The 19684-nt window shown below is 33.9% G+C and carries 19 protein-coding genes and 1 pseudogene; 5 read left to right on the top strand and 15 right to left on the bottom strand.

Annotation, left to right across the window (positions count from 1 at the left end):
* Window positions 1-54 precede the first annotated feature (54 nt).
* Both YN1551_RS14740 and hsp14 read left to right on the top strand, forming a co-directional pair.
* Window positions 55-249: a hypothetical protein gene (locus YN1551_RS14740; RefSeq protein ID WP_012716865.1), complete on the top strand. Its 195-nt coding sequence runs from the start codon at window positions 55-57 to the stop codon at window positions 247-249.
* Window positions 250-573: 324 nt separating this feature from the next.
* Window positions 574-948, top strand: coding sequence for an archaeal heat shock protein Hsp14 (hsp14, locus tag YN1551_RS14735; protein ID WP_012718226.1), 375 nt, complete (start codon window positions 574-576; stop codon window positions 946-948).
* 11 nt (window positions 949-959) lie between these two features.
* Here hsp14 and YN1551_RS14730 read toward each other — a convergent pair whose 3' ends face one another.
* Window positions 960-2450 (bottom strand): ABC1 kinase family protein, encoded by a 1491-nt coding sequence (locus YN1551_RS14730; RefSeq protein WP_012716864.1) that lies wholly within the window; start codon window positions 2448-2450, stop codon window positions 960-962.
* Between the two features lie 203 nt (window positions 2451-2653).
* Between YN1551_RS14730 and YN1551_RS14725 the strand changes: the two genes are divergently transcribed.
* Window positions 2654-3916, top strand: coding sequence for a hypothetical protein (locus tag YN1551_RS14725; RefSeq protein ID WP_012716863.1), 1263 nt, complete (start codon window positions 2654-2656; stop codon window positions 3914-3916).
* On the opposite strand, the gene YN1551_RS14720 is transcribed toward YN1551_RS14725, so the two are convergent.
* The 5 genes from YN1551_RS14720 to YN1551_RS14700 all read right to left on the bottom strand — a co-directional run bounded on the left by YN1551_RS14720 (window position 3913) and on the right by YN1551_RS14700 (window position 8119).
* Window positions 3913-4494, bottom strand: coding sequence for a hypothetical protein (locus YN1551_RS14720; protein WP_012718225.1), 582 nt, complete (start codon window positions 4492-4494; stop codon window positions 3913-3915). The two genes, YN1551_RS14725 and YN1551_RS14720, sit on opposite strands and share 4 nt — an antisense overlap.
* A 45-nt stretch (window positions 4495-4539) precedes the next feature.
* A complete protein-coding gene (locus tag YN1551_RS14715) occupies window positions 4540-5604 on the bottom strand; it encodes a hypothetical protein (RefSeq protein ID WP_012718224.1) in 1065 nt (354 codons plus the stop codon).
* A 100-nt stretch (window positions 5605-5704) separates the two neighbouring features.
* A complete protein-coding gene (locus YN1551_RS14710; protein WP_012716861.1) occupies window positions 5705-6910 on the bottom strand; it encodes a glycosyltransferase in 1206 nt (401 codons plus the stop codon).
* A complete protein-coding gene (locus YN1551_RS14705) occupies window positions 6907-7563 on the bottom strand; it encodes a DUF5752 family protein (RefSeq protein ID WP_012718223.1) in 657 nt (218 codons plus the stop codon). The genes YN1551_RS14710 and YN1551_RS14705 overlap by 4 nt, the downstream gene beginning before the upstream one ends.
* 55 nt (window positions 7564-7618) lie before the next feature.
* The gene (locus YN1551_RS14700) at window positions 7619-8119 is read right to left on the bottom strand and encodes a DUF4382 domain-containing protein (protein ID WP_012712613.1); all 501 of its coding nucleotides are present in this window, start codon (window positions 8117-8119) and stop codon (window positions 7619-7621) included.
* 195 nt (window positions 8120-8314) lie between these two features.
* Between YN1551_RS14700 and YN1551_RS14695 the strand changes: the two genes are divergently transcribed.
* Together YN1551_RS14695 and YN1551_RS14690 are read left to right on the top strand one after the other, a co-directional pair.
* Window positions 8315-9208 (top strand): S1C family serine protease, encoded by an 894-nt coding sequence (locus YN1551_RS14695; protein WP_012714645.1) that lies wholly within the window; start codon window positions 8315-8317, stop codon window positions 9206-9208.
* 57 nt (window positions 9209-9265) lie between these two features.
* The gene (locus tag YN1551_RS14690) at window positions 9266-9736 is read left to right on the top strand and encodes a peroxiredoxin (protein ID WP_012712611.1); all 471 of its coding nucleotides are present in this window, start codon (window positions 9266-9268) and stop codon (window positions 9734-9736) included.
* A gap of 36 nt (window positions 9737-9772) precedes the next feature.
* Here YN1551_RS14690 and YN1551_RS14685 read toward each other — a convergent pair whose 3' ends face one another.
* The 9 genes and pseudogenes from YN1551_RS14685 to YN1551_RS18135 all read right to left on the bottom strand — a co-directional run.
* On the bottom strand, window positions 9773-10180 hold the full coding sequence (locus YN1551_RS14685) for a PH domain-containing protein (RefSeq protein WP_012714644.1): 408 nt from the start codon (window positions 10178-10180) through the stop codon (window positions 9773-9775).
* Window positions 10122-11093: an ABC transporter ATP-binding protein gene (locus YN1551_RS14680; protein WP_012714643.1), complete on the bottom strand. Its 972-nt coding sequence runs from the start codon at window positions 11091-11093 to the stop codon at window positions 10122-10124. The genes YN1551_RS14685 and YN1551_RS14680 overlap by 59 nt, the downstream gene beginning before the upstream one ends.
* Complete coding sequence (locus YN1551_RS14675) at window positions 11086-12051, bottom strand: ABC transporter ATP-binding protein (RefSeq protein WP_012718222.1); 966 nt, start codon at window positions 12049-12051, stop codon at window positions 11086-11088. Before YN1551_RS14675 ends, YN1551_RS14680 begins: the two co-directional genes overlap by 8 nt.
* A 9-nt stretch (window positions 12052-12060) precedes the next feature.
* A complete protein-coding gene (locus YN1551_RS14670) occupies window positions 12061-12957 on the bottom strand; it encodes an ABC transporter permease (protein ID WP_012716856.1) in 897 nt (298 codons plus the stop codon).
* The gene (locus YN1551_RS14665) at window positions 12950-13981 is read right to left on the bottom strand and encodes an ABC transporter permease (RefSeq protein WP_012714641.1); all 1032 of its coding nucleotides are present in this window, start codon (window positions 13979-13981) and stop codon (window positions 12950-12952) included. The genes YN1551_RS14670 and YN1551_RS14665 overlap by 8 nt, the downstream gene beginning before the upstream one ends.
* 89 nt (window positions 13982-14070) lie before the next feature.
* Complete coding sequence (locus tag YN1551_RS14660; protein ID WP_012718221.1) at window positions 14071-16176, bottom strand: ABC transporter substrate-binding protein; 2106 nt, start codon at window positions 16174-16176, stop codon at window positions 14071-14073.
* 143 nt (window positions 16177-16319) lie between these two features.
* The gene (locus tag YN1551_RS14655) at window positions 16320-17264 is read right to left on the bottom strand and encodes an AbrB/MazE/SpoVT family DNA-binding domain-containing protein (protein WP_012718220.1); all 945 of its coding nucleotides are present in this window, start codon (window positions 17262-17264) and stop codon (window positions 16320-16322) included.
* 42 nt (window positions 17265-17306) lie between these two features.
* Window positions 17307-18317, bottom strand: a complete 1011-nt coding sequence (locus YN1551_RS14650) for a hypothetical protein (protein ID WP_012718219.1) — start codon at window positions 18315-18317, stop codon at window positions 17307-17309.
* A 492-nt stretch (window positions 18318-18809) separates the two neighbouring features.
* A pseudogene (locus tag YN1551_RS18135) lies at window positions 18810-19639 on the bottom strand (IS630 family transposase); the annotation flags it as partial.
* Between the last annotated feature and the right edge of the window lie 45 nt (window positions 19640-19684).

The following is a 19684-nucleotide window of genomic DNA, read 5'->3' as shown; positions in this document are numbered from 1 at the left end:
ATCATAAGATATATATATATATATTCCGCTTGAGAATAAAGAATGTGATGATAAATGATTTTACCACTAATATTTGTTAAGATTTCCTTCTTGATTATAGCGTTAGTCATGGCTATATTTGGAGTTACCTATGTCGGCCTGGCTTACTTTAATCTCTTTCCGCGAGTTAGAAATGATTTATATATTATTGGTTCTACATTAGTTGCAATAGCTACAGCATTCGTAATACTCACGTTAGTTTTGCTCTGATGCTGAGAAGGGCTCGGCTTGATTTGTGATGAACCTGAGCCATGCTAACTGAGTTCAAAGTATCGTCGTTGGGATAAATATTTATTAAATGAATATTTCCTTACAAAGAGTAGGCATATTAAATAAGGTATTACTATATGTCGAAAACTTATAGAAATATAAATCATACAATGACAATATTATGACTTAGTTTGACAGATTTGCCTAAATGTAAGTAAATTTATATCGCAATCCCACTAAGATATATTTATGAGAAGAATTCTAAGATGGTATCTAATGTATAGATTGCTCAGAGCTCTATGGAGGATAAGAAGGTGATAAGTTATGATGAATGTAATAATGAGAGAAATAGGTAAAAAGTTAGATGAGTTGTCTAGAGAATTATATGAATCAGTTTTTCCACCCATAGATATGTACGAAGAAGGGGGAGAGTTAGTAATAGTAGCAGATTTAGCGGGTTTTAATAAAGATAAGATAAGTGTAAGGTTATCTGCACAGAATGAACTGATAATCAACGCTGAAAGGGAAATACAGTATATCGGCACTAAATACACTACTCAGAGGCCTCTTAAGATACATAAGGTAATCCGTTTACCGGTAAAGATTAAGAGAGATTCTCAAGTTACAGCGAAATACGATAATGGAGTATTGACTATAAGGATACCCGTAGATGGTTCAGTATCAATCAAAATAGAATAATTTTCCTTAAGTTATGTATTTTTTCTTCCGCTAAGCGGTATTGATAATGCCAGAATGACCATAAGGAGGGTAATTATGATATCTTTTGTTATAGCATAAAATATTATGGTTATAACTAATATCATTTGAGGAATATAATTAGTTATTACGCTACCTTTCCTACCGCTTTGTATGTTTATTAACTCTTGCTGTTGTGAATATGATAGTAGAAAGCTCCTAAATCTATTCCAAATTCCATCTACTATTTCTCTTACTTGTTCTATAACAACTTTTGTTGTATACCCTTCTTCTTCTAAAAAAGTTATCGAAGATTTAACAAAGTCAAAATCCTTGTCTATTTCTCTACATGTTCCATCTAAAACGTTAATCATTCTAAAAGGCAGAACAAGTTTAGAAGGCATTCTAAGCGGAAACTTAAAGAATACTTGATCGGCTAGTTTCATAAAATCTTCCAGTTCCAGTTCACTAACTTCTATTCCTTGCATTGCTTGCATGAAGAGCTTCAGTCCCTTCGCTAATACCCTCCTATCCGCGAAAGGTTGTATTGCCCCTAACTCGTCTAGCACCCTTACTAGTGAATCGGCATCCATTCTAATCATTGCCACATATGCCCTAATCAATAAGTTTCTAGTCTTTTCATCTATTTTCCCAGACATTCCAAAGTCATAGAGTACTAAATTCCCTTGCTCGTCTACGGCTATATTACCAGGGTGAGGATCTGCATGAAAATAGTCCTTATTTAGTAACATATACATGAACAATCTAAATACTCTATATGCTAATATTCTGTTATCAACTATCTTTTTTGCTTCTTCGCTTGTAACTTTATACCCTTTAATATACTCCATCACTAACACTCTTTTAGTAGCCTTTATTATTGAAGGTATTCTTAAGGATGGATAATCTGACAACTCCTCCTTGATCTTATTTAAATATAACGCTTCCTTAGTATAGTCCATTTCTTCAAATATTCTTCTAGAAAATTCTTCTAAGAACACCTTTATTATTTCCGTAAATGATTCATCAAATACAAATCTAAGAAGTGGTAATAATTTCTTCACTACTTGAATATCTTCATTCACAATCTCCTTTATTCTAGGCCTATTTACCTTAATTGCAACTATTTTCCCATCATACTCCCCTAGATAAACTTGACCTAAAGAGGCTGAAGATATTTCTTTTAAAATTTTTATACTATTGCCAAGTTCCTCTTTAATAATTTTACTTACTTGGTTAAATGGAGCAGGTGGGACTTCGTCTTGTAATCTGGCCAGTTCCTTTATATACGCTTCCGGCATGATATCAGGTCTAACTGAAAGAATTTGTCCAAACTTGATAAATGTGGGGCCTAGTTCAATTAAAGTGTCAACAAATTTCTTAGCTTCTTCCGCTATCTCCTTTTCATCGATTGGAATTTCCTTTAGGATTCTATTTCTGAACTCCCTATATGCTAGTACTCTAGGTGTCAATTTAAAGAATACTTTCAGTAATCTTTTAATCACAAGTATAATATGGTAAAATGGGAGTATTTGTGCCTATTCTAAGTTATTCGAAATAAATTCTTCTCAAGCTCATGAAGATTAAATGATGCAATTAATCTTAGAATAAGGCAAAGAAGTTAGATATGATTACGAATTCCATTATCTTACTTATTTGTACGTTTATTTTAGGAAGAATTTAATAATTCTGTTAGTTATCTATATACGTGAAAATACTAATAATTGCCCCATTAACTGAGGTATCGGAAGAAGAAAGTGAAATTAAACCTATAGAAGTTACAAATTGGACAAATTCACCAGTGGGAATTAGCTCTAAGTATACTTTTTTAGCTGAAAAGAAGTTTCTAGAAGAAGAAAGACATGAAGTTAAAATTTTAACTCTTGTTCCAACTGAGATAAAAACAAGATTTAATATTAAATTCAATAATTATAATGAATTAGATAGTAATATTTTAGAAACCTTAAAATTCGGTGACGATATCACAGTTGAAGTAATACCTTTTGAGGACTCAGTAAGTTTTGGCACTTCTCTATTCTTCTCTTATCTGAAAATACATGATGTTCTAAAGAATTTCTTACCTAGTTTAATACTTTTAGATGTATCACATTCTACTTCTTCCTTTTCTACAGTAGTTTTAGCGGCGTTAGAAATAGCGATAATTGATTCACTTCTCACACAACAAGTTCAAGACTATATCTATGCGAAAGTAGCTAAAAAGGGCTATTCTATACAATTAATTAGTCATGTGCTTAAGGATATATATAGTATTAAACTATCTGAATACTTCTTAAGAGAAATGAAGATAATGAAGTCCGAAAAGCAAACTAATTTACCTCAGCCTGTAGGAAGAGCTGAATTTAGGAGAATTGGTTTTTGTATAGAAAATTGTTATCCTCTAGTAATGCTTCATATTCTGAATAGAATAGACCTAGAGAAGCTATTAAGCGAAGAGAAAATTATAGACATAGTTATGAATAACTTGGAAATAAGAGATAGTAAATTAATAGAGAACGTTGAATTATTAGAAGGCGCAACTTACTATGTCCTTGCTACGCATTTAGTAAAGAAGTATAAAGTTGAAAAGCCTTTTAGCATTGATAATTTGAGAAATATTCTAAATTTAACTTCTCCAACATGTAGAAGAATTTCCAATCAGATTATAGACGAAGTAATGATAGAGTTGAACTATCTTATAAAGCATTTAGAATTAAAAGAAGCCGAGTATAGCTTAGGACAGATATTTAACTTAGTAAAACAGCCTCTAGCTGAGATTATACGAAAAGAGGAAAGTATTGGTAATATATTAAGTGGATACAAGGGTGAATGTGATAACATCGAGCTAACTGGTATTGGTCTAGATCCTAACGCGACTATTATAAAGATAGATAGAGATAAGATTTACATATATTACTCTGAACAATGTGAAGATAGTGTGTTAAGCAAAGTGAAGGAATTGATGGGTGATTAACAGAAATCTAGCTTTATGCAAATCCTATCATTTTTACAGCTATGATCCATTTCAATTATTTGAAAGTTCTCATCGAGAATTTCCGTTATTATGCGAAGGAAGTTGATTATATTTGGGTTAGTTGATGCATTAATTATCTCAAATCTTGTTTTTCCATCTGCAACTAATTTTATGTTCTCTCCTAGAATATACGTTAGTCCTCTTATAACGTTCTCTAAAATAGACCTCTCTTTGCAATTATTTTCAAAGTTCTCTAAATACAGTAAAAATGTCTCTTGCACTTTATTAGTTATTGTTGACAATAACGAATTCGCTATTTCTTTGTATATTTTTTCGTCTTGTATATTTGAGATAAGATTATAGAACACATTAGATGAAATGAGATATTTAATTCCAAGTATCGAATTTCTGATACTAATATCAGTTATATCGATATCTTCCATTATAAGTTCAGACGCGCTCTGTATTATCTTATCTGTACAATTATATGATTTCTTATTATCTAGTTTTATGCAAATCTCATCCAATTTCTCCCAAATATCGCTTCTAATCCTCCAAGGTCGAGATTGTAATGCCATATGTTTAATTGGTGGGATAAAGTAATTATGGGTTTTGCATATCAGTTATGAAAATATTCTCTCATTCGTTCTTATTTTAAAGTATCCATGAGTACCTTTTTCTATTTCTATTTCATTTAAAGTATATCTTATAAAATTAGAGAGGTTCTGATCAAAATCATCTAAGCCGGCAATAATTAGCTCTTGGCTATTTATCTTTATTACTCTAATTTTAGGACTCATAAGAAGGGCAAAAATGTCAAGGTTTTTGTTGATTATTTCCTTCTCTAATAATCTATAATTAATATATTCGATTCCTTTTATATTAGGATATAAAATATGGCCTGTCTTTCTCAGCTCTAAGAACAAGGTGTAAATATCATTTAGTCTATCCAATATGTTATATAAAAGTAAATTATTTTTGAACAAAGTATCATATATTGTGAGTATTTGATATAGGGACCAATCGTTTACGAATTTATCGGATTTAATATCATTTTTGAGATTGAATTTAGCTATTATTTGATTTCTCTTACTGATCACACTGCTTTCAACCCTCACTAGATGATGATTTTGGTTTGCAAAATCTATAAGAGTCCGATATGGTAAAATTATTTCTAGATTGTCTTTTGAGCTATTTATCTTTCCTATGTTTAATACTGCAACAATATTCTGTAGAAAATTCTCTACGTATTCTCGTAACTTTTTATTTATATTATTTAAACTGATTTTATAGACTAAATTATTCCCATTCCTAATTACTAGCGGGGTATATGTGGATGGAATTAAATACTCAAGAAGATGTTTTAGATATATTGGATTTATGAAATTAAAATATTTTTTAATTAGATATTTTGTAATCTCGTCATCGGAATGCAAATCAACTTTATCCTCTATATAGGAAGAATGAACAAACGAGAAGTTCTCGTGAATCAGAATATAAGGGACGAGAAAGCAGAGGTCTACTCCCAATAAAGACTCATCCTTTTCCATCATATTCATGACACTCATAAGCGCGTTAGAGTAGAAATCTTTCTCATCCTTTATTCCATACATCCTCATAATGGCCTCTGCTCTTTCCCTAAGACTTTCGCTAATCGGCGTTAGTCTAACATCGGAAGATCTTGACACTATATAAAATAAGAATAGAGGTTTATAAGGTTTCTAAACTCCTTCATATAATATCATTATATAGAGAAAACAAATTCCACTCATTAGAGTGAGAAGAAAGTTAAGAGTTGTGTCTGTTAGCTACATAGGCCATTGTCATTAGATAGTCCCTCAATTCTCTAGTTATGAGGAAATTCCTCCTTACGTGTTCCCTAGCGTTAATACCGAGTCTCTTCCTTATCTCCTCATTTCTAATTAAGTATATTATGTAGTGTGCTGCTCCTTGTGGGCTATTGACTAGGAAACCAGTAATTCCATTTATCACTTGTAAAGGAATTCCACCAGTATTTCCTCCTATTACCGGTTTTCTTTTCCACATCGCCTCACTTACAGTTAGACCAAAACCTTCTTTTATAGACTTCTGCATAACTACCGTAGATGCTGTTTGAAATGCATTTATTTCTAAATCGCTGTATGGTGGTAACATTAGGAGATGTATATCTTTATGTCCCTCGGAAGCCTTAACTACTTCATTGTAAACCTTTTCACCTTCTGGATCATCGGTAGCTGGACTTCCTACGTATAGTAATTGTATGTCTACATGCCTTTTGGCTAACTTATAAGCTTGTATAACGCCTAAAGGATCTTTAGCGTAGTCAAATCTCGATACTTGGGTTATTAATGGTTTTTCAAGATTAATACCAAACTTATATAATATTCTGAATACAGTAGTCTCAGCGATATCCCTATTCTTTACACTTAATGGGTCTATTGATGGGGGAACTATGAATTGCGGAATCTCGATATTATCTCTCCCAAACGAGGGAACTGAGATTATCATGCTATCATATTGTGAAATATACTTCTGTAAGAAGTTCCATACTGATGGATAAGGATTTGAAATATCAATGTGACATCTCCAAATCCACTTATTATTACCTTTTTTGAATTTTATAAGCCCCGCAGGCTGAGGGTCGTGTATAAAAATTATATCGTAATCTAATGGAATTTCAGATAGGTTTATCTCTTGCCATTTATCGTAAATTTTAAAGTATTCCTCTGGTATGTTCCCAGTTCCATTTTGTAGTGAATTATGAAAGGATTTGGTTACGTTAAAGAATTCACTATCCCCTTTTATTACTTTCCAATCAACATTGAGACCTAATTCTTTCATTAAAGGCAACATTCTATTTAATATCTCAGCTACTCCTCCTCCTGCCTTAGTGGAGTTTACGTGAAGTATTGATAGATCCTTGATCTTTTCAGCTATCTTAAAGATAGCATCGAGCTCATGCTCTCCTATAAATTCTACGTATTTCTCTATCATCTTAATAACCACCTTTCTAATACTCTAATTATGTCTCTCCTAAGCACTTCCTCATCAATATAGGTTTGTGGGTCAATCTTGCTTAATTTCTCAGCTAGTTCTGAGAGTCCAAAATTAGAATCTAGCCATTCTGAAAAATCATTTCTCTTTGAAATTCCAAGTACTCTTTTGCTTACAAAATGCCAAACCAATGCTCCACCGGATATTGTCTGTATTAAATCTAAGAACTCTGCAAGAGTATTTGCAATGTAATTTGTCTTGTATACTATTGGCATACATGAAACAAACACAAAGTTCTCTATTCCCCTTCTCTCATCTACTCTTGGTTTCAGGATTTCTATCAAATCATTTCTAATATCTTCTATAGTTCTAGGCTCAGCACCAGGTATGTCAGAAACCAATTCGGCTAATTCTTTATCTCCTAAACTCTCAGCTATCCAGTGTGCGAAATCGTTAGAATACTCTTCTGGTATAAGATGAGAACTAAAAATTGGGTGGAAAACGTGGTAAAATAACATATACTTGTCAGCTTTCTTGATACCCTCAACTAGTTCCCTTAAAGTTTTGGCTTTAAGTTTAGAATAAAGTGGAGGATAGTAAGCAGCGTAAAAGATAAAAGGTGTTCCTTTACCTTTTGAGTCTAGATCCATCATTAAGTATATTTGCGTATCTAAAGCATATTAACCTATCTACATATGATATTGTAATTTAGCTAATAACTTCAGCAGTAATTGAAGGACTTATTATTATTTGTCCATTGGTATAGGTTATATGAGGAAAGCTTATCAGTAGCGATTGTGAAGAACCTCCTTTTAGATCCATACCGTTTATAATATGTATTTTAAATACTCCGCTAGGTATTTTCGCTGAGATATTGATATTTCCAAGTTGAACTTGAGCCGCAGATATCTCTAGAAATATCTCATTGTATTCCCCAGAAGGTATTCTAGAAGAGGCTAGAAATGTCATATTAGAAGTTAATAGTATAGTAATTGTCTTATTGGAAATTGTTATCCAAGAGTCATTACTAGCATTAACTTTATGTAGCATAATGGAAGAGATGGTTAAGTATATTTTATATCCTTGAGTGGTTGGAGGATCTTGGACGTATACATTTACAACTCCAGTAGTAAAGTAATAGTAACCGTAGTATATTCCACTAACTAATACTAATAACACTATTACGATACCTATTATCCCCTTATTCATAGGTTCAATGTCGATCAGATACCTTAAAAGGATTTTTGAGTTTATTTTCGTTCCACTTGGTGGTATTTCAGACTTTAGAAGAATGTAATGAAGACTACTGTGAGTTTTTCAACAATTTATATATTTTTAAGTATCTTTTTCTATTTTCTCGTAAGGTGAAAGAATATAAATAGCTTGCCAAGCTTAACATATACGATGTATGAGGATTTAGTAGAAAAAGTAACTCCATCAGTGGTCACCATAATAACGAAGCAGATTGCTCTAGACCAGTTTTTTATGCCTCAAGTTGCTGAAGGTATAGGATCCGGCTACTCTATAGGGAAAAATGTTCTAATAACATCTTATCACGTTATATCAAATTCTGAAGAGATAGTAGTAATATCTGAAGATGGATTCAGAGAGGAAGCGCAAGTAGTTGCCATAAATCCCTATCATGATTTAGCAATGTTAAGCACTACACTAAACTTGCCTAGTTTGAAATTTGCTAAGGAATACAAAACTGGAGAGGTAGTATTAGCAGTGGGAAATCCTTTGGGTTTATACAGTGTGAGCATGGGAATAATCAGCAGTGAAGAAAGGGCTATAATGACACCTAATGGTCTTCCTATATATGTGATTCAAACAGATGCCGCCGTTAACCCTGGCAATAGTGGAGGGCCTCTTATAAATACCAAAGGTGAGGTCGTGGGTACTGTTACTGCCATGATAAGAGAAGCTCAGAATATAGGTTTTGCAATACCGTCTAAACTTATTGATAGCTTCGTAAAAAACGTCATGAAGTTTGGCAGATATATAAGACCTTATATAGGAGTTGGAGTAATAAAGTTAAACAAAGCATTAGCGACGTATCTGGGAGTAAGGAAACAAAGTGGTTTACTTGTAATGAACATAGATCCAAATGGAAGTGCCTATAAATATGGCATAAGACGAGGTGACATTATACTAAAAGTCAATAACCAAGAAGTTAAATCTCCTATAGATTTACTAGCAATACTGGAAGAGATGGTTGGTTCAGAAGTTAATGTAAAAATGCTAAGGGATTCTAGGGAGATTGATCTTTCTATACCAGTTCCTGGAATATCTACTTAAACTTTTTAAAAGTCTTTTAGTGTTGAGCTTTTTATCTCTAATTGCTAAATCTTTTATATGGTAGAAATAGGACAGAAAGCTCCGGAATTAGAATTAGTAGATACAGATTTGAAAAAAGTTAAAATACCATCTGATTTCAAAGGTAAAGTAGTAGTCCTAGCATTTTACCCAGCAGCGTTTACTTCAGTTTGTACGAAAGAAATGTGTACTTTTAGAGACTCTATGGCTAAATTTAACGAAGTTAATGCAGTAGTTATAGGAGTTAGTGTAGATCCGCCATTTAGTAATAAGGCGTTTAAGGAGCAGAATAAGCTAAATTTCACTATTGTTAGTGATTTTAATAGGGAAGCTGTAAAAGCCTATGGTGTAGCTGGTGAATTGCCAATCCTAAAGGGATATGTACTCGCTAAGAGATCAGTATTCGTAATTGACAAAAACGGTATAATAAGGTATAAGTGGGTTTCCGAAGATCCAACAAAGGAACCAAACTACGATGAGATAAAAGACGTTATATCTAAATTATCTTAAATGATGTCATGGCTAGGCACTGAATAACGTGATGATTTAAGGGCGGGAATTCTGAATTCTTTCAAGGAATTTTTCTGGGTTTTTTATATCATATAAGATTGTGGCCTTTCCGTTTTTTAATATAATGTAAATTGAGCCACAATTTAATTTCTTCGCTATAGGTCCCTGTGATATAAATGTTTCTTTAAAATTTTCTGCTTTGACTACTTTTTTACCTAAGAATGATTTTATTATTATCTCTTTTTCCGAGATACAGTAAGTATGGCTCTTAAACCACGCAATTATAATAAATAATATAGCGTACCATATTCCAACGAAAATAAGATAATTAATTATGCTAGTTATCTCCAAGGATAAAGAAAAAATCACAAGTATAATAGTTCCCTCAACTAGAAGCCTTCTTCCAGTTGGTTTCGTACAACCAACAAGCGACTTTTCTTCCATTTATTTCCACCAATGGTGGTTCCTTTTCCTTACATATTGGCATAGCAAAAGGACATCTAGGATTGAATCTGCATCCGCTAGGTGGGTTTATTAAGCTGGGCACTTCCCCGCTAGGTGGTTTAAGCTCCTTCTTTCCCAATTCTGGTACTGAGCTAAGCAGTGATTGAGTATATGGATGCATTGGTTCCGAAATAACTTCTTTTGTATTTCCTTCTTCCACAATTTTTCCAGCATACATAATTATGACTCTATCAGAGATGTATCTAGCTACTGCAATATTATGGGTAATGAAGAGGTATGTGAGTTTTCTTTCTTTTTGTAAGTCTACAAGTAGATTAAGGATTTGCGCTTGTACTGAGGCATCTAAAGCCGAAGTTGGTTCATCTAGAATTAAAAAATCCGGCTCTTTTGCAAGCGCTCTAGCTATTGCGACTCTCTGTGTTTGCCCTCCAGATAGCTCTCTAGGATACTTATCTTTTACGTAATTATAATCTAGCCCAACTTCCTCTAACACCTTCTTGATTCTTTCTTCCCTTTTCTCCTTCATAGCTTCTTTAACTATATCCTTGACTTTCATTCTTGGATTTATGGATGTCATAGGATTTTGAAAAACCATATGTATATGCTTTCTAACATGATTTACGTTATGACCATTTACCTCCATTCCCATAAAGAATAGGTTTCCACTAGTGGGTTTTTCTAGTGTAGCTAGTACTTTACCTAATGTGGTTTTACCAGAACCACTTTCACCCACAACACCTAAGACTTCGCCTCTTCTTATTTCCACGGATACGTTATCTAATGCCCTAACATATATTGGGGGTTCTCTAGCTAACGACTCCAGTATTCCCCTCTTCTTTGCAAGATAGTATTTGTTTATATTGACTGCCTTGTAAAGTACATTATCACTCATATAACCAACACCTTATTTTTCTTCCATTTTTCTCAATAATACTGGGCTCTTTCTTCCTACAAACATCAAAAACTTTACTGCATCTATTACTAAACTTACATCCAGTAGGTAATGCAAAAAACGATGGCGGGTTACTTGGAATTGCAGTTAACTTTTGATTTTTATCTCCAGTTGGTATACTTGCCACTAACCCTTGTGTATATGGGTGCATTGGCGATTTTAAGACTTCTTCAACTTTTCCATCCTCCATAATTCTTCCAGCATACATTACTACTATTCTATCCGAAACTACGTAAGCTAAGGAAATATCATGGGTTATAAAGATTATGCTTGTATTTATTTCTTTATTTAATTGTTTAAATAGATTAACCACTTGCGCTTGTATTGTAACGTCCAATGCAGATGTTGGTTCATCAGTTATGAGCAATTTGGGCTTTAGTAATAAAGCCATTGAAATAACTATTCTTTGAACTTGTCCACCTGAGAGTTGATGAGGGTATCGATCAATAATGGAATAAGGATCTGGAAGTCTTAAATCTTTGAGAACTTCAATAACATCTTTCATTAAACTTTCTTCTTCTACTTTCTTTCCATCTCTTTGATACCTTATTTTAACAGCTTCTAATAGCTGATGACCTACCTTCTTTACTGGATTCAAGCTGTTTAATGGATTTTGAAATATCATGAAAACCCATGTTCCTCTATATTTCTGCAATTCATTGTCTTTTAACTTAGCTAAATTAACTCCATCTATTATGATATCGCCTTGAATTCTCGCATTCGGAGGTAGGATTCTGGAGATTGCGTGACCTAATGTGGATTTCCCAGAACCGCTTTCTCCAACAACTCCTACTATTTCCCCTTTTTCTACATCTAGATTTACATCACTTAATACTTTAATCCAACTTATTATTGTATTATAATAAACGTTTAAGTTTCTAATCTGAAGCAATACCATTTTACTCACCTAATAGGCTATTCTTCCAGCTACCACATCCTGCAATCTATCACCTAGCAACACGAACCCTATAACAATAATTAGAATAGTTAACCCTGGAAATAGCGCCCACCACCAATATTGGGGTAACCCAGTAACACCGTTTGCTGCCATTTCTCCTAACTCCGGGATTGGAGGTGTTATACCTATTCCTAAGAACGCTAAGGTTGAGTAAGTTAATATTACGTTACCGAAGTCTAATGCGGCATATGCTAATACTGGATCTACGGAATTTAGAAAGATATATCTATAGAACAATGATATTCGAGAGACTCCACTTAATTTAGCTGCAGAAATATAATCCATATTCTTTATCCTTAACGTTTGGGCTCTATAAAATCTAGCATAGGTTGGCCACCATACTATTGCCAAGCCTAATATGGTAGCTAAGAACGTAGCTTTCAATGGCACAGTTATTGCAATAACTAATATTAATGCCGGTAAGGATAGAAAGGCATCTGTAACTCTCATTAAGATTTCATCTATTATACCACCTAGATAGCCTGCAAGTATTCCTAGTATTCCTCCTATGATTATTGCTGAAAACACTACTACTATGGCCACGAATGCATCTCTGGGTAGTGCATATAAAATTCTTGAAAAAATGTCCTCTCCTTCTGCATTAGTACCTAAAAGAAAGGTGGACGAAGGAGGATGGAAGGCTAACTGCAAATTATATTGATATGGATTATGAGGAAGGAGTATATAACCTAAATACTGTTTCCTAAGATAACTGGACAATATCTCTAATATTCCTTGTATTAAAGACCACAGTAGAAATAGGCTTACTATTATTAAGCCCAATAATCCAGCCTTATCTCTAATTAAAGCCTTTAGCATGAACCTAATTCCAGAATTTTCACTCAACTATCCTCACCCTTGGATCTAGAACCCCATAAAGTATATCTGCAACTAGATTTGCTATAATTATAGCAATTCCTACAATTACTGTTGTTCCCAAAATTGACGTGTAATCTAGACTTTCTATAGCCTGAGTAATGAAATACCCCATTCCATGATATTGGAATATATCCTCAATTACAACTGCTCCCGCTACCGAGTATCCGAAAAGCAACGCAATTAAGGTTACTAATGGTATTGAAGCATTTCTTAGAACCACACCATATACCACTTTTCTTCTACTTAGCCCTTTCATAAGACTAAGTTTAGCGAAATCAGACTCCATATAGTCTAGCATTGAAGCTCTGGCTATTCGGGTCACTATTCCAAAACTGACTAATGCTATTGCTATAACTGGTAAGACCATATGGTGAACTAGACTAGAAAAATAAGGCCAATCTCCTGCTAACATTGCGTTTAGCAAAGGAAAAGGTGTTATAGGCTTTGGTGGAGTAAGAACGGGATTAACAGTACCGGTAGGAGGTAATAATCTGAGATAATACGCTATCACTAATTGTAATATAACAGCGATTAAGAATGGCGGAGATGCCCAAGTAACTAAGTAAACGCCACGGACTAGATAATCCAGTGGTTTATTCCTGTTTGATGCTGCTATAGCACCAGTGAATAAGCCAATAACTACGGAAAGTATTGTTGCTGGTATTACCAATTCTAGAGTTCTTGGCAAATATTTACCGATAAGCGTTACTACTGGTACCTTATATGTTGGATCTATACCTAAATTTCCATGCAATACATTAATTATGTAGTTAATTATTTGGATATAAAGAGGCTGATCTAGTCCGTATTGTTTCGCTACTTGTTCTAACTCTGTATAAGTTGCATGTGGTCCAGTATATAGCCTTGCCAAGGCTAAAGGATTTGGTGCTATGATATGTATCATAATAAAAACTAATATAATTAGTAATAGTAAGGTAATGAAAGCATTAATGATCCTTCTTATAATAAAGAAGACAGTATTTATGGACATACCATGTCCATTTAAATAAAGTTTGAAGGTACTAATATATTTATTCTCACAGAATAACGTGGAAAGGAAAAAAGAAAAAAGGAATGACTTTAAAATCCTGGGCCTCCTCCTCTACCTCTTCCTCTTAAGAGGACTATCGCAACTACTATTATAACTATCACGACTACTATTCCTATTGTTGCATAAATTAGTGTGGATGGTGAAGATGAGGTAGTTGTTGTTGTAGTAGAAGAGGTTATGCTAGTTGAAGTTGATATGGTTACAGTGTATGGTTGATAGTACATTAAGTTATAGTAATAGCCTATAAATGGGTTGTATACAAATCCTTTCACATAAGGCTGGACAAAGTAATATACTACAGGATTTGGTAACCAAGCGTATGGCGCTTCTTGATACAATATTTGATATACTTTAGCAACCTCTAAAGTTTGTTGTGTCTGATTTGTTAAGAATGATAAATTCTCATATATTTGCTGTAATGTTGAAATATTAACCCAAGCTAAATCTCCAGATATTCCACCATATAATACATCAGTTTGTGCCATTAATTCTTGGAAAATCGGATCTGGCCAATCTGGGAACCACCCTAAATCTATTAGCGCTGGTGTACCATTTGGTGTTATCCAGTTATCGGTTACGGAAGGTAAGACATATTGTATTGATGTTGAAATCCCTATCTTTTGTAAACTATCCTGAACTATTGTTAATTGCTCTTGCTCTAACTCATTCACAGGTGCTAAAGCATATATAGTTAATGTGCTTAATTGCTTACCATTGGTATCACCTATCGTAGTTCCATTAGGCAACACAACATAGAAGTGTCCCTCGTATCCAGCTTCATTCAGGTAGTGTAAGGCTAAGGATAAGTTATAGGTGTAGGGATGTAATTTATCTAATTGCATAACTTCATTATACAGTGGGAATACTGGAGATATTGGACCTAAATACTCTATTGCTAGTGTTTGATTTTGGAATTTGAATACATCTAACTCTGCAGTATAGTTTATAGCGTGAACTATTGCTTGTCTAAATGCAGTAATGTTAGTAGGGAAGATTTGTGTATTCATTGCGATATAGAATACTGCTGCCTCATAACCTAAATTCACAAATATTTGATTGAAACTTACATATTTATTATACTGATATGCAGAGTATATCTGCTGTAGGAATGGTAAGCTAACATATGAAATTTGGGCTTGATTCGTTGCAAAATCTTCCACTCTAGCGTTGTGGCTTAATCCGTATTTTATGTCAATAACTGGTATATGTCCAGGTTGAGCTACAACTGGTATGTTAGATAAATTGTTAGCCCAGTAGTTTGGATTCTTCACTAATACAATTTCAGATAAACTAGGTCCCACACTTTTGATCACATAGGGACCAGTCCCTTCCATGCCATTATCATTAATATATGAGTTAGGAGTATTTGGTTGAACTCCGCCATGTTCATCAATAAAGACTGGATTAACTATCGCTCCCCACCAGCTAGCTATATCTAATAGGAAATACCTATAGGGTTCAAGTGTACTTATCTTAACCTTATAAGGCCCCTCAACCACTACTGCTTGATACGGGTATTCCATGATTTTCTGTATTGTAGTGTTTGCAGCGTTGAAATGGGATAGTATCGATGCAAGTACCTTCGCAGCTAGCGTTGCGTTCTTAGTAGTTGGTAATCCAGTAACATTTTGTATTGCTGCTGCGACACCCCACGGTAAGGCATATCCAGTCTGCCCATACTGAGTTGAATTGAATAATAGTTCAATATAGTTAGCCACACCAGGACCTTGTCCCATTAGTATAATCCTGTAAAAAGAGAACCAAACAGTACTAGCATTTACTTGTACTCCATCTGGAAAGTATACTCCATGTCTGATGTAGAATGTCCAGTTCTCATAGTTTGTTGTTGACCAGTTCTGGGCTATAACTGGGACAACTTGTAAGTAATTCGAACCGTTATATTCCACTAGCTCTTGAAAGATTGCTTGATATAATGGTCCATCTTGAACGTAAAACCCAGTCGCTGGGTCAAGTGCATCTGGAGGCGCTACTTGGGAAACGTCGACAAGTATAGATGAGTTTGATGGAGATATTGTGAGTGATGTTTGTGCTGAAGTTTGTAAGAAAAATAGTGATGGTATAATCATGCTTGTTAAAATTACTAATAAAAAAGCTAAACCCTTTAGGCTAGACATTTATAATCCCAAGATGCTTATCATTCTATGTTTAAAAAATTTATGGAAATATGCATCGTTTATATGTAGACTTTTTTAAAATAATAATGATAGGACTTTATGAATTAAAATTTACTTGATCTTATCGTAGAGAAATATCTACACTATATCTTAACACTTTTATGCACTCCATCATCCATTAGAGCTACACAGTAGCTCGCTATCCTAGCCAACTCTCTTGCCAGTTCTTTACATTCTATCTCGTTTCCATACACTATCTTGTTTATTTCTTTCATACTTTCCCTTATGTCCCTTATGTGATCTATATCTTTATCAAAAAACACCTCTTGAGATCTCTTAAACATATTCACGATGGTTTTAATTATGAATTTTAGTTCTTTATTGGATGTGTTTATACATTCAGTTACGGCTAGGGATGTGGTTTTTATATGAGATAGCATTCTTCCCATGTCACGCATTGCTATAGCATAGAGTATTAAATCTCTAGTGGGTAGATTTTTTATCTCAAATTCCTCCTCTTTTTGTGAAACTATGGCTATTTCCCTTATTATTGAATTGTATAATTTATTTAACTCCTCAGCTCGATTTTTCAAATCTACAGCCATTTCCTTGTTAGGATTTTCAATTATCTTTTCCAGATCCTCCAGTAGTCTCAATAATTTACTAGAGAAAGTTTTCATCCTTTCAGCCAGATTGGTGTTAAAACTATCTTGAACTTTAAATGTAATATAGTTAAAACTTTCACTCTCAATTGTTAAACCTGGCAAGTACAATTGCAAATTTTTCAGCTCATCTTTTATAGAGGCTGATATTACAGACTTAGATTTTATTTCTATTTCAGAAATCCCTTGCATGTAGTATACTGTTATCAAGTATTTGCTAGTTTCTAAATCAATAAGATCAAGATCAAGGGTCTTCTTGGTAATGTAATCTCTTATAGGTTTTATTAATAATTCTCCATCTTTTTCTATAACAAAAACCTCACTTTTAGCATCTAAGCTATTTCTCCTAACCCATTCTGGAGGTAATGTTATTATGTAACTGCCACCTTTAATCTTCTGAATTCTTCTCCTCATATTCTTCTCCATTAATATATAAAAATTAAAGACCTACTAAAAAGGTTTGCGAATTTAGAATATTGCAGCTACTAAATCGTCTTCTTTTAGTTCTATATCCTCGTCCCCATTTATGCCAATCTCTGGCATTGATGGAACCTTAACGTTAAACCTCTTAACATTGCTAGCAACTCTCGCTACAGCCTCTCTCCATATCCTTTCTCTCTCCTCTATTGTTGGTAATCCTAAACCAGCATCAATTGCTAGCTCCTCCATTTTCTCATGTACCTCCTCATACCAAGGAGGTAATTTCCAGAACTCCTTAGGAGGCTTATAAGTTATCAGTGATAGGAATACAAATCCAGCTCTCATCTGTTTAGTTACAAACATTTTCTTCTCTTCATTCATCTTATTCAAGTTATTATTTAATATAAGATAAGTAAAAGCATAATGTCTAGTCTCGTCTACAGTTAGATTTCTGAAGGTATCCTTAAAGGTAGGTATTTTAGTCTTATCCTTCATTCCGCTAAATACTGTTGTAGCTGCTGCTTCGCCCATCATAAATGAGGTAAATAAAATATCCAATGTGTATTTATTATAAGCTTCAACATAACCTTTCCAATATCTAGAACCATTCCACCAAACCCACTCGACATTAAGTTTAGCCTTTCTTTCCAAATCATCCTGCGGTTTGAAATTAAAGGGAAATCCTTTCATAGCCTTATCTATTGCAAATCCGCACAATACGTTATGCCTATTTTCATCATAAGTTATGGTTGTTAGGAGAGCTCTGATAGTTACTGGTAGACTCCTTTCACTGGCTTTAACTAATGCGTAAGCGAATACCGGTGTCGCATTATCGAAGTTAGATAGCAGAGCCCACCAGTACGCTAACGCCAATCTCTGTTTTCTATCAAGGCCTGAAACTATTTCCTCGTACTTTTTCCAGTTTAAATCTTCCTCGTCCCACTGCTCCTTTTTAGCTCTCCTATAAAGTCTCATAGCTTTCTCGTCATCAAACTCCCATGTTGGTGGATACACATTATTCTCTGGATATATTGGATCATTCTCATAATTTATATCCATCCGTTCACCATATATATGTTATTGATTCTAATATATAAGTTTTTCCAGATACTTTACGAAATTAATGAAGATTAGGTACACTATAAAAAGGATGGAAATTAGATTTCTCTCATTATCTGAGTGTGGATAATGATTTTGTTAATTTGAAGCAAATTATATGAATTATTTATGCTTTATTGAGAGAATATCTTGTATAATGCCTTTTTAGAGTGAGAGAGGGAGTATTCCTTGTGTGATCGCATGGGAACTAGGTAGAAAATTCCGTGTTCACCCAAGTAATACTAATATAGTCTTTTTCATAATAGTTGCAACAGGCTTTTAACTTCCCTCAATACAAAATATAGAAAAACATTGAGAAAAGCTTGTATTATTGTGAGATAAAACTTGTTAATAGATAATAAATCAAATATGAGAAAAATTTTCCCATACTTATACCTTCCTCAAGCATGTCATGAAACTTATTAATCCAATACCTAGTATAATTACCCTTAGAAACCAAATAATAGAACTCATCCTCAATTCTAGAGCATAACACGAGTAATAATAAGTATTAACCCAACGCTTCAAATCCTTCCAAACCAACTCAATTGGGTTTAAATCCGGAGAATAGGGAGGCAAGAAAAGCAAAGTAATGTTAAGCCTAGAAGCAGTAGCGAGAACATAAGAAGACTTGTGAAACTTAGCATTATCAACACGACATTACCAGAATTCCTAACCCTAAGCAAGTAAAGAAACTCAACAAAGACCCTAGAATCAACATTGTGAGCATAAAACAAGGCTTACCATCAAACAAGGGAATACAAGCTAGAATATTAACACTTGGATAATCAACCCTAACAACATATAAACCCTAGAGGGATCATGACGAATACCAGACTCGTCCATGAAAAACACTTTTACACCCTTCTTAATAACACCCCTAAACCTCTCCCTAAGTCAGCATCTATTGGCTTGTCGATCTTGTAGGGTTTTATGTAGGGTATTTTCAGTCTTTTTCTCGCTATTCTCCAAGCTGTAGCTTATTTTTAAGTTGAATTTCTCCTCTATGTTTTTGCTTCCCATATGGTTTTTCCTTGTATTTCTTCTACCTTTATTTCCCTCTTGTTTACCTTCTTTTTTCTTCCTTTTCTTTCCTTGTGGAATAGGCATTTTTCTCCCTCCTTTTCGAATTCGTCGATCCACTTGTGCTCTTGTGAACTTGTAGTATTTTTGCTATTTCGCTAATTTTCATTCCTTCCAAGTATTGCCCTAGCTTTTGTCTCGTTTAGGTTCTTGGGCTTCTTGCTAATTAGCTTCCTTTTTAAGGTCCTTAGCACACTCATTTAGTTTTAATAGTGCATTTTGTCTAATATATCTTGAGGGCTGTT

The organism is Sulfolobus islandicus Y.N.15.51, from assembly GCF_000022485.1.
GTDB lineage: Archaea > Thermoproteota > Thermoprotei_A > Sulfolobales > Sulfolobaceae > Saccharolobus > Saccharolobus islandicus.
Note: the sequence above shows the minus strand (reverse complement) of the source record. Positions and strands in the feature narration are given on the sequence as shown.

Bases quoted from the DNA above. Each gene is read 5' to 3' on its own strand.
- YN1551_RS14675 (WP_012718222.1), bottom strand. From the start codon at position 12,051: ATGGTATTGCTTCAGATTAGAAACTTAAACGTTTATTATAATACAATA.
- YN1551_RS14655 (WP_012718220.1), bottom strand. From the start codon at position 17,264: ATGGAGAAGAATATGAGGAGAAGAATTCAGAAGATTAAAGGTGGCAGT.
- YN1551_RS14705 (WP_012718223.1), bottom strand. From the start codon at position 7,563: ATGATGGATCTAGACTCAAAAGGTAAAGGAACACCTTTTATCTTTTAC.
- YN1551_RS14710 (WP_012716861.1), bottom strand. From the start codon at position 6,910: ATGATAGAGAAATACGTAGAATTTATAGGAGAGCATGAGCTCGATGCT.
- YN1551_RS14680 (WP_012714643.1), bottom strand. From the start codon at position 11,093: ATGAGTGATAATGTACTTTACAAGGCAGTCAATATAAACAAATACTAT.
- YN1551_RS14720 (WP_012718225.1), bottom strand. From the start codon at position 4,494: ATGGCATTACAATCTCGACCTTGGAGGATTAGAAGCGATATTTGGGAG.
- YN1551_RS14690 (WP_012712611.1), top strand. From the start codon at position 9,266: ATGGTAGAAATAGGACAGAAAGCTCCGGAATTAGAATTAGTAGATACA.
- YN1551_RS14660 (WP_012718221.1), bottom strand. From the start codon at position 16,176: ATGTCTAGCCTAAAGGGTTTAGCTTTTTTATTAGTAATTTTAACAAGC.
- YN1551_RS14740 (WP_012716865.1), top strand. From the start codon at position 55: ATGATTTTACCACTAATATTTGTTAAGATTTCCTTCTTGATTATAGCG.
- YN1551_RS14685 (WP_012714644.1), bottom strand. From the start codon at position 10,180: ATGGAAGAAAAGTCGCTTGTTGGTTGTACGAAACCAACTGGAAGAAGG.
- YN1551_RS14700 (WP_012712613.1), bottom strand. From the start codon at position 8,119: ATGAATAAGGGGATAATAGGTATCGTAATAGTGTTATTAGTATTAGTT.
- YN1551_RS14650 (WP_012718219.1), bottom strand. From the start codon at position 18,317: ATGGATATAAATTATGAGAATGATCCAATATATCCAGAGAATAATGTG.
- YN1551_RS14695 (WP_012714645.1), top strand. From the start codon at position 8,315: ATGTATGAGGATTTAGTAGAAAAAGTAACTCCATCAGTGGTCACCATA.
- hsp14 (WP_012718226.1), top strand. From the start codon at position 574: ATGATGAATGTAATAATGAGAGAAATAGGTAAAAAGTTAGATGAGTTG.
- YN1551_RS14665 (WP_012714641.1), bottom strand. From the start codon at position 13,981: ATGTCCATAAATACTGTCTTCTTTATTATAAGAAGGATCATTAATGCT.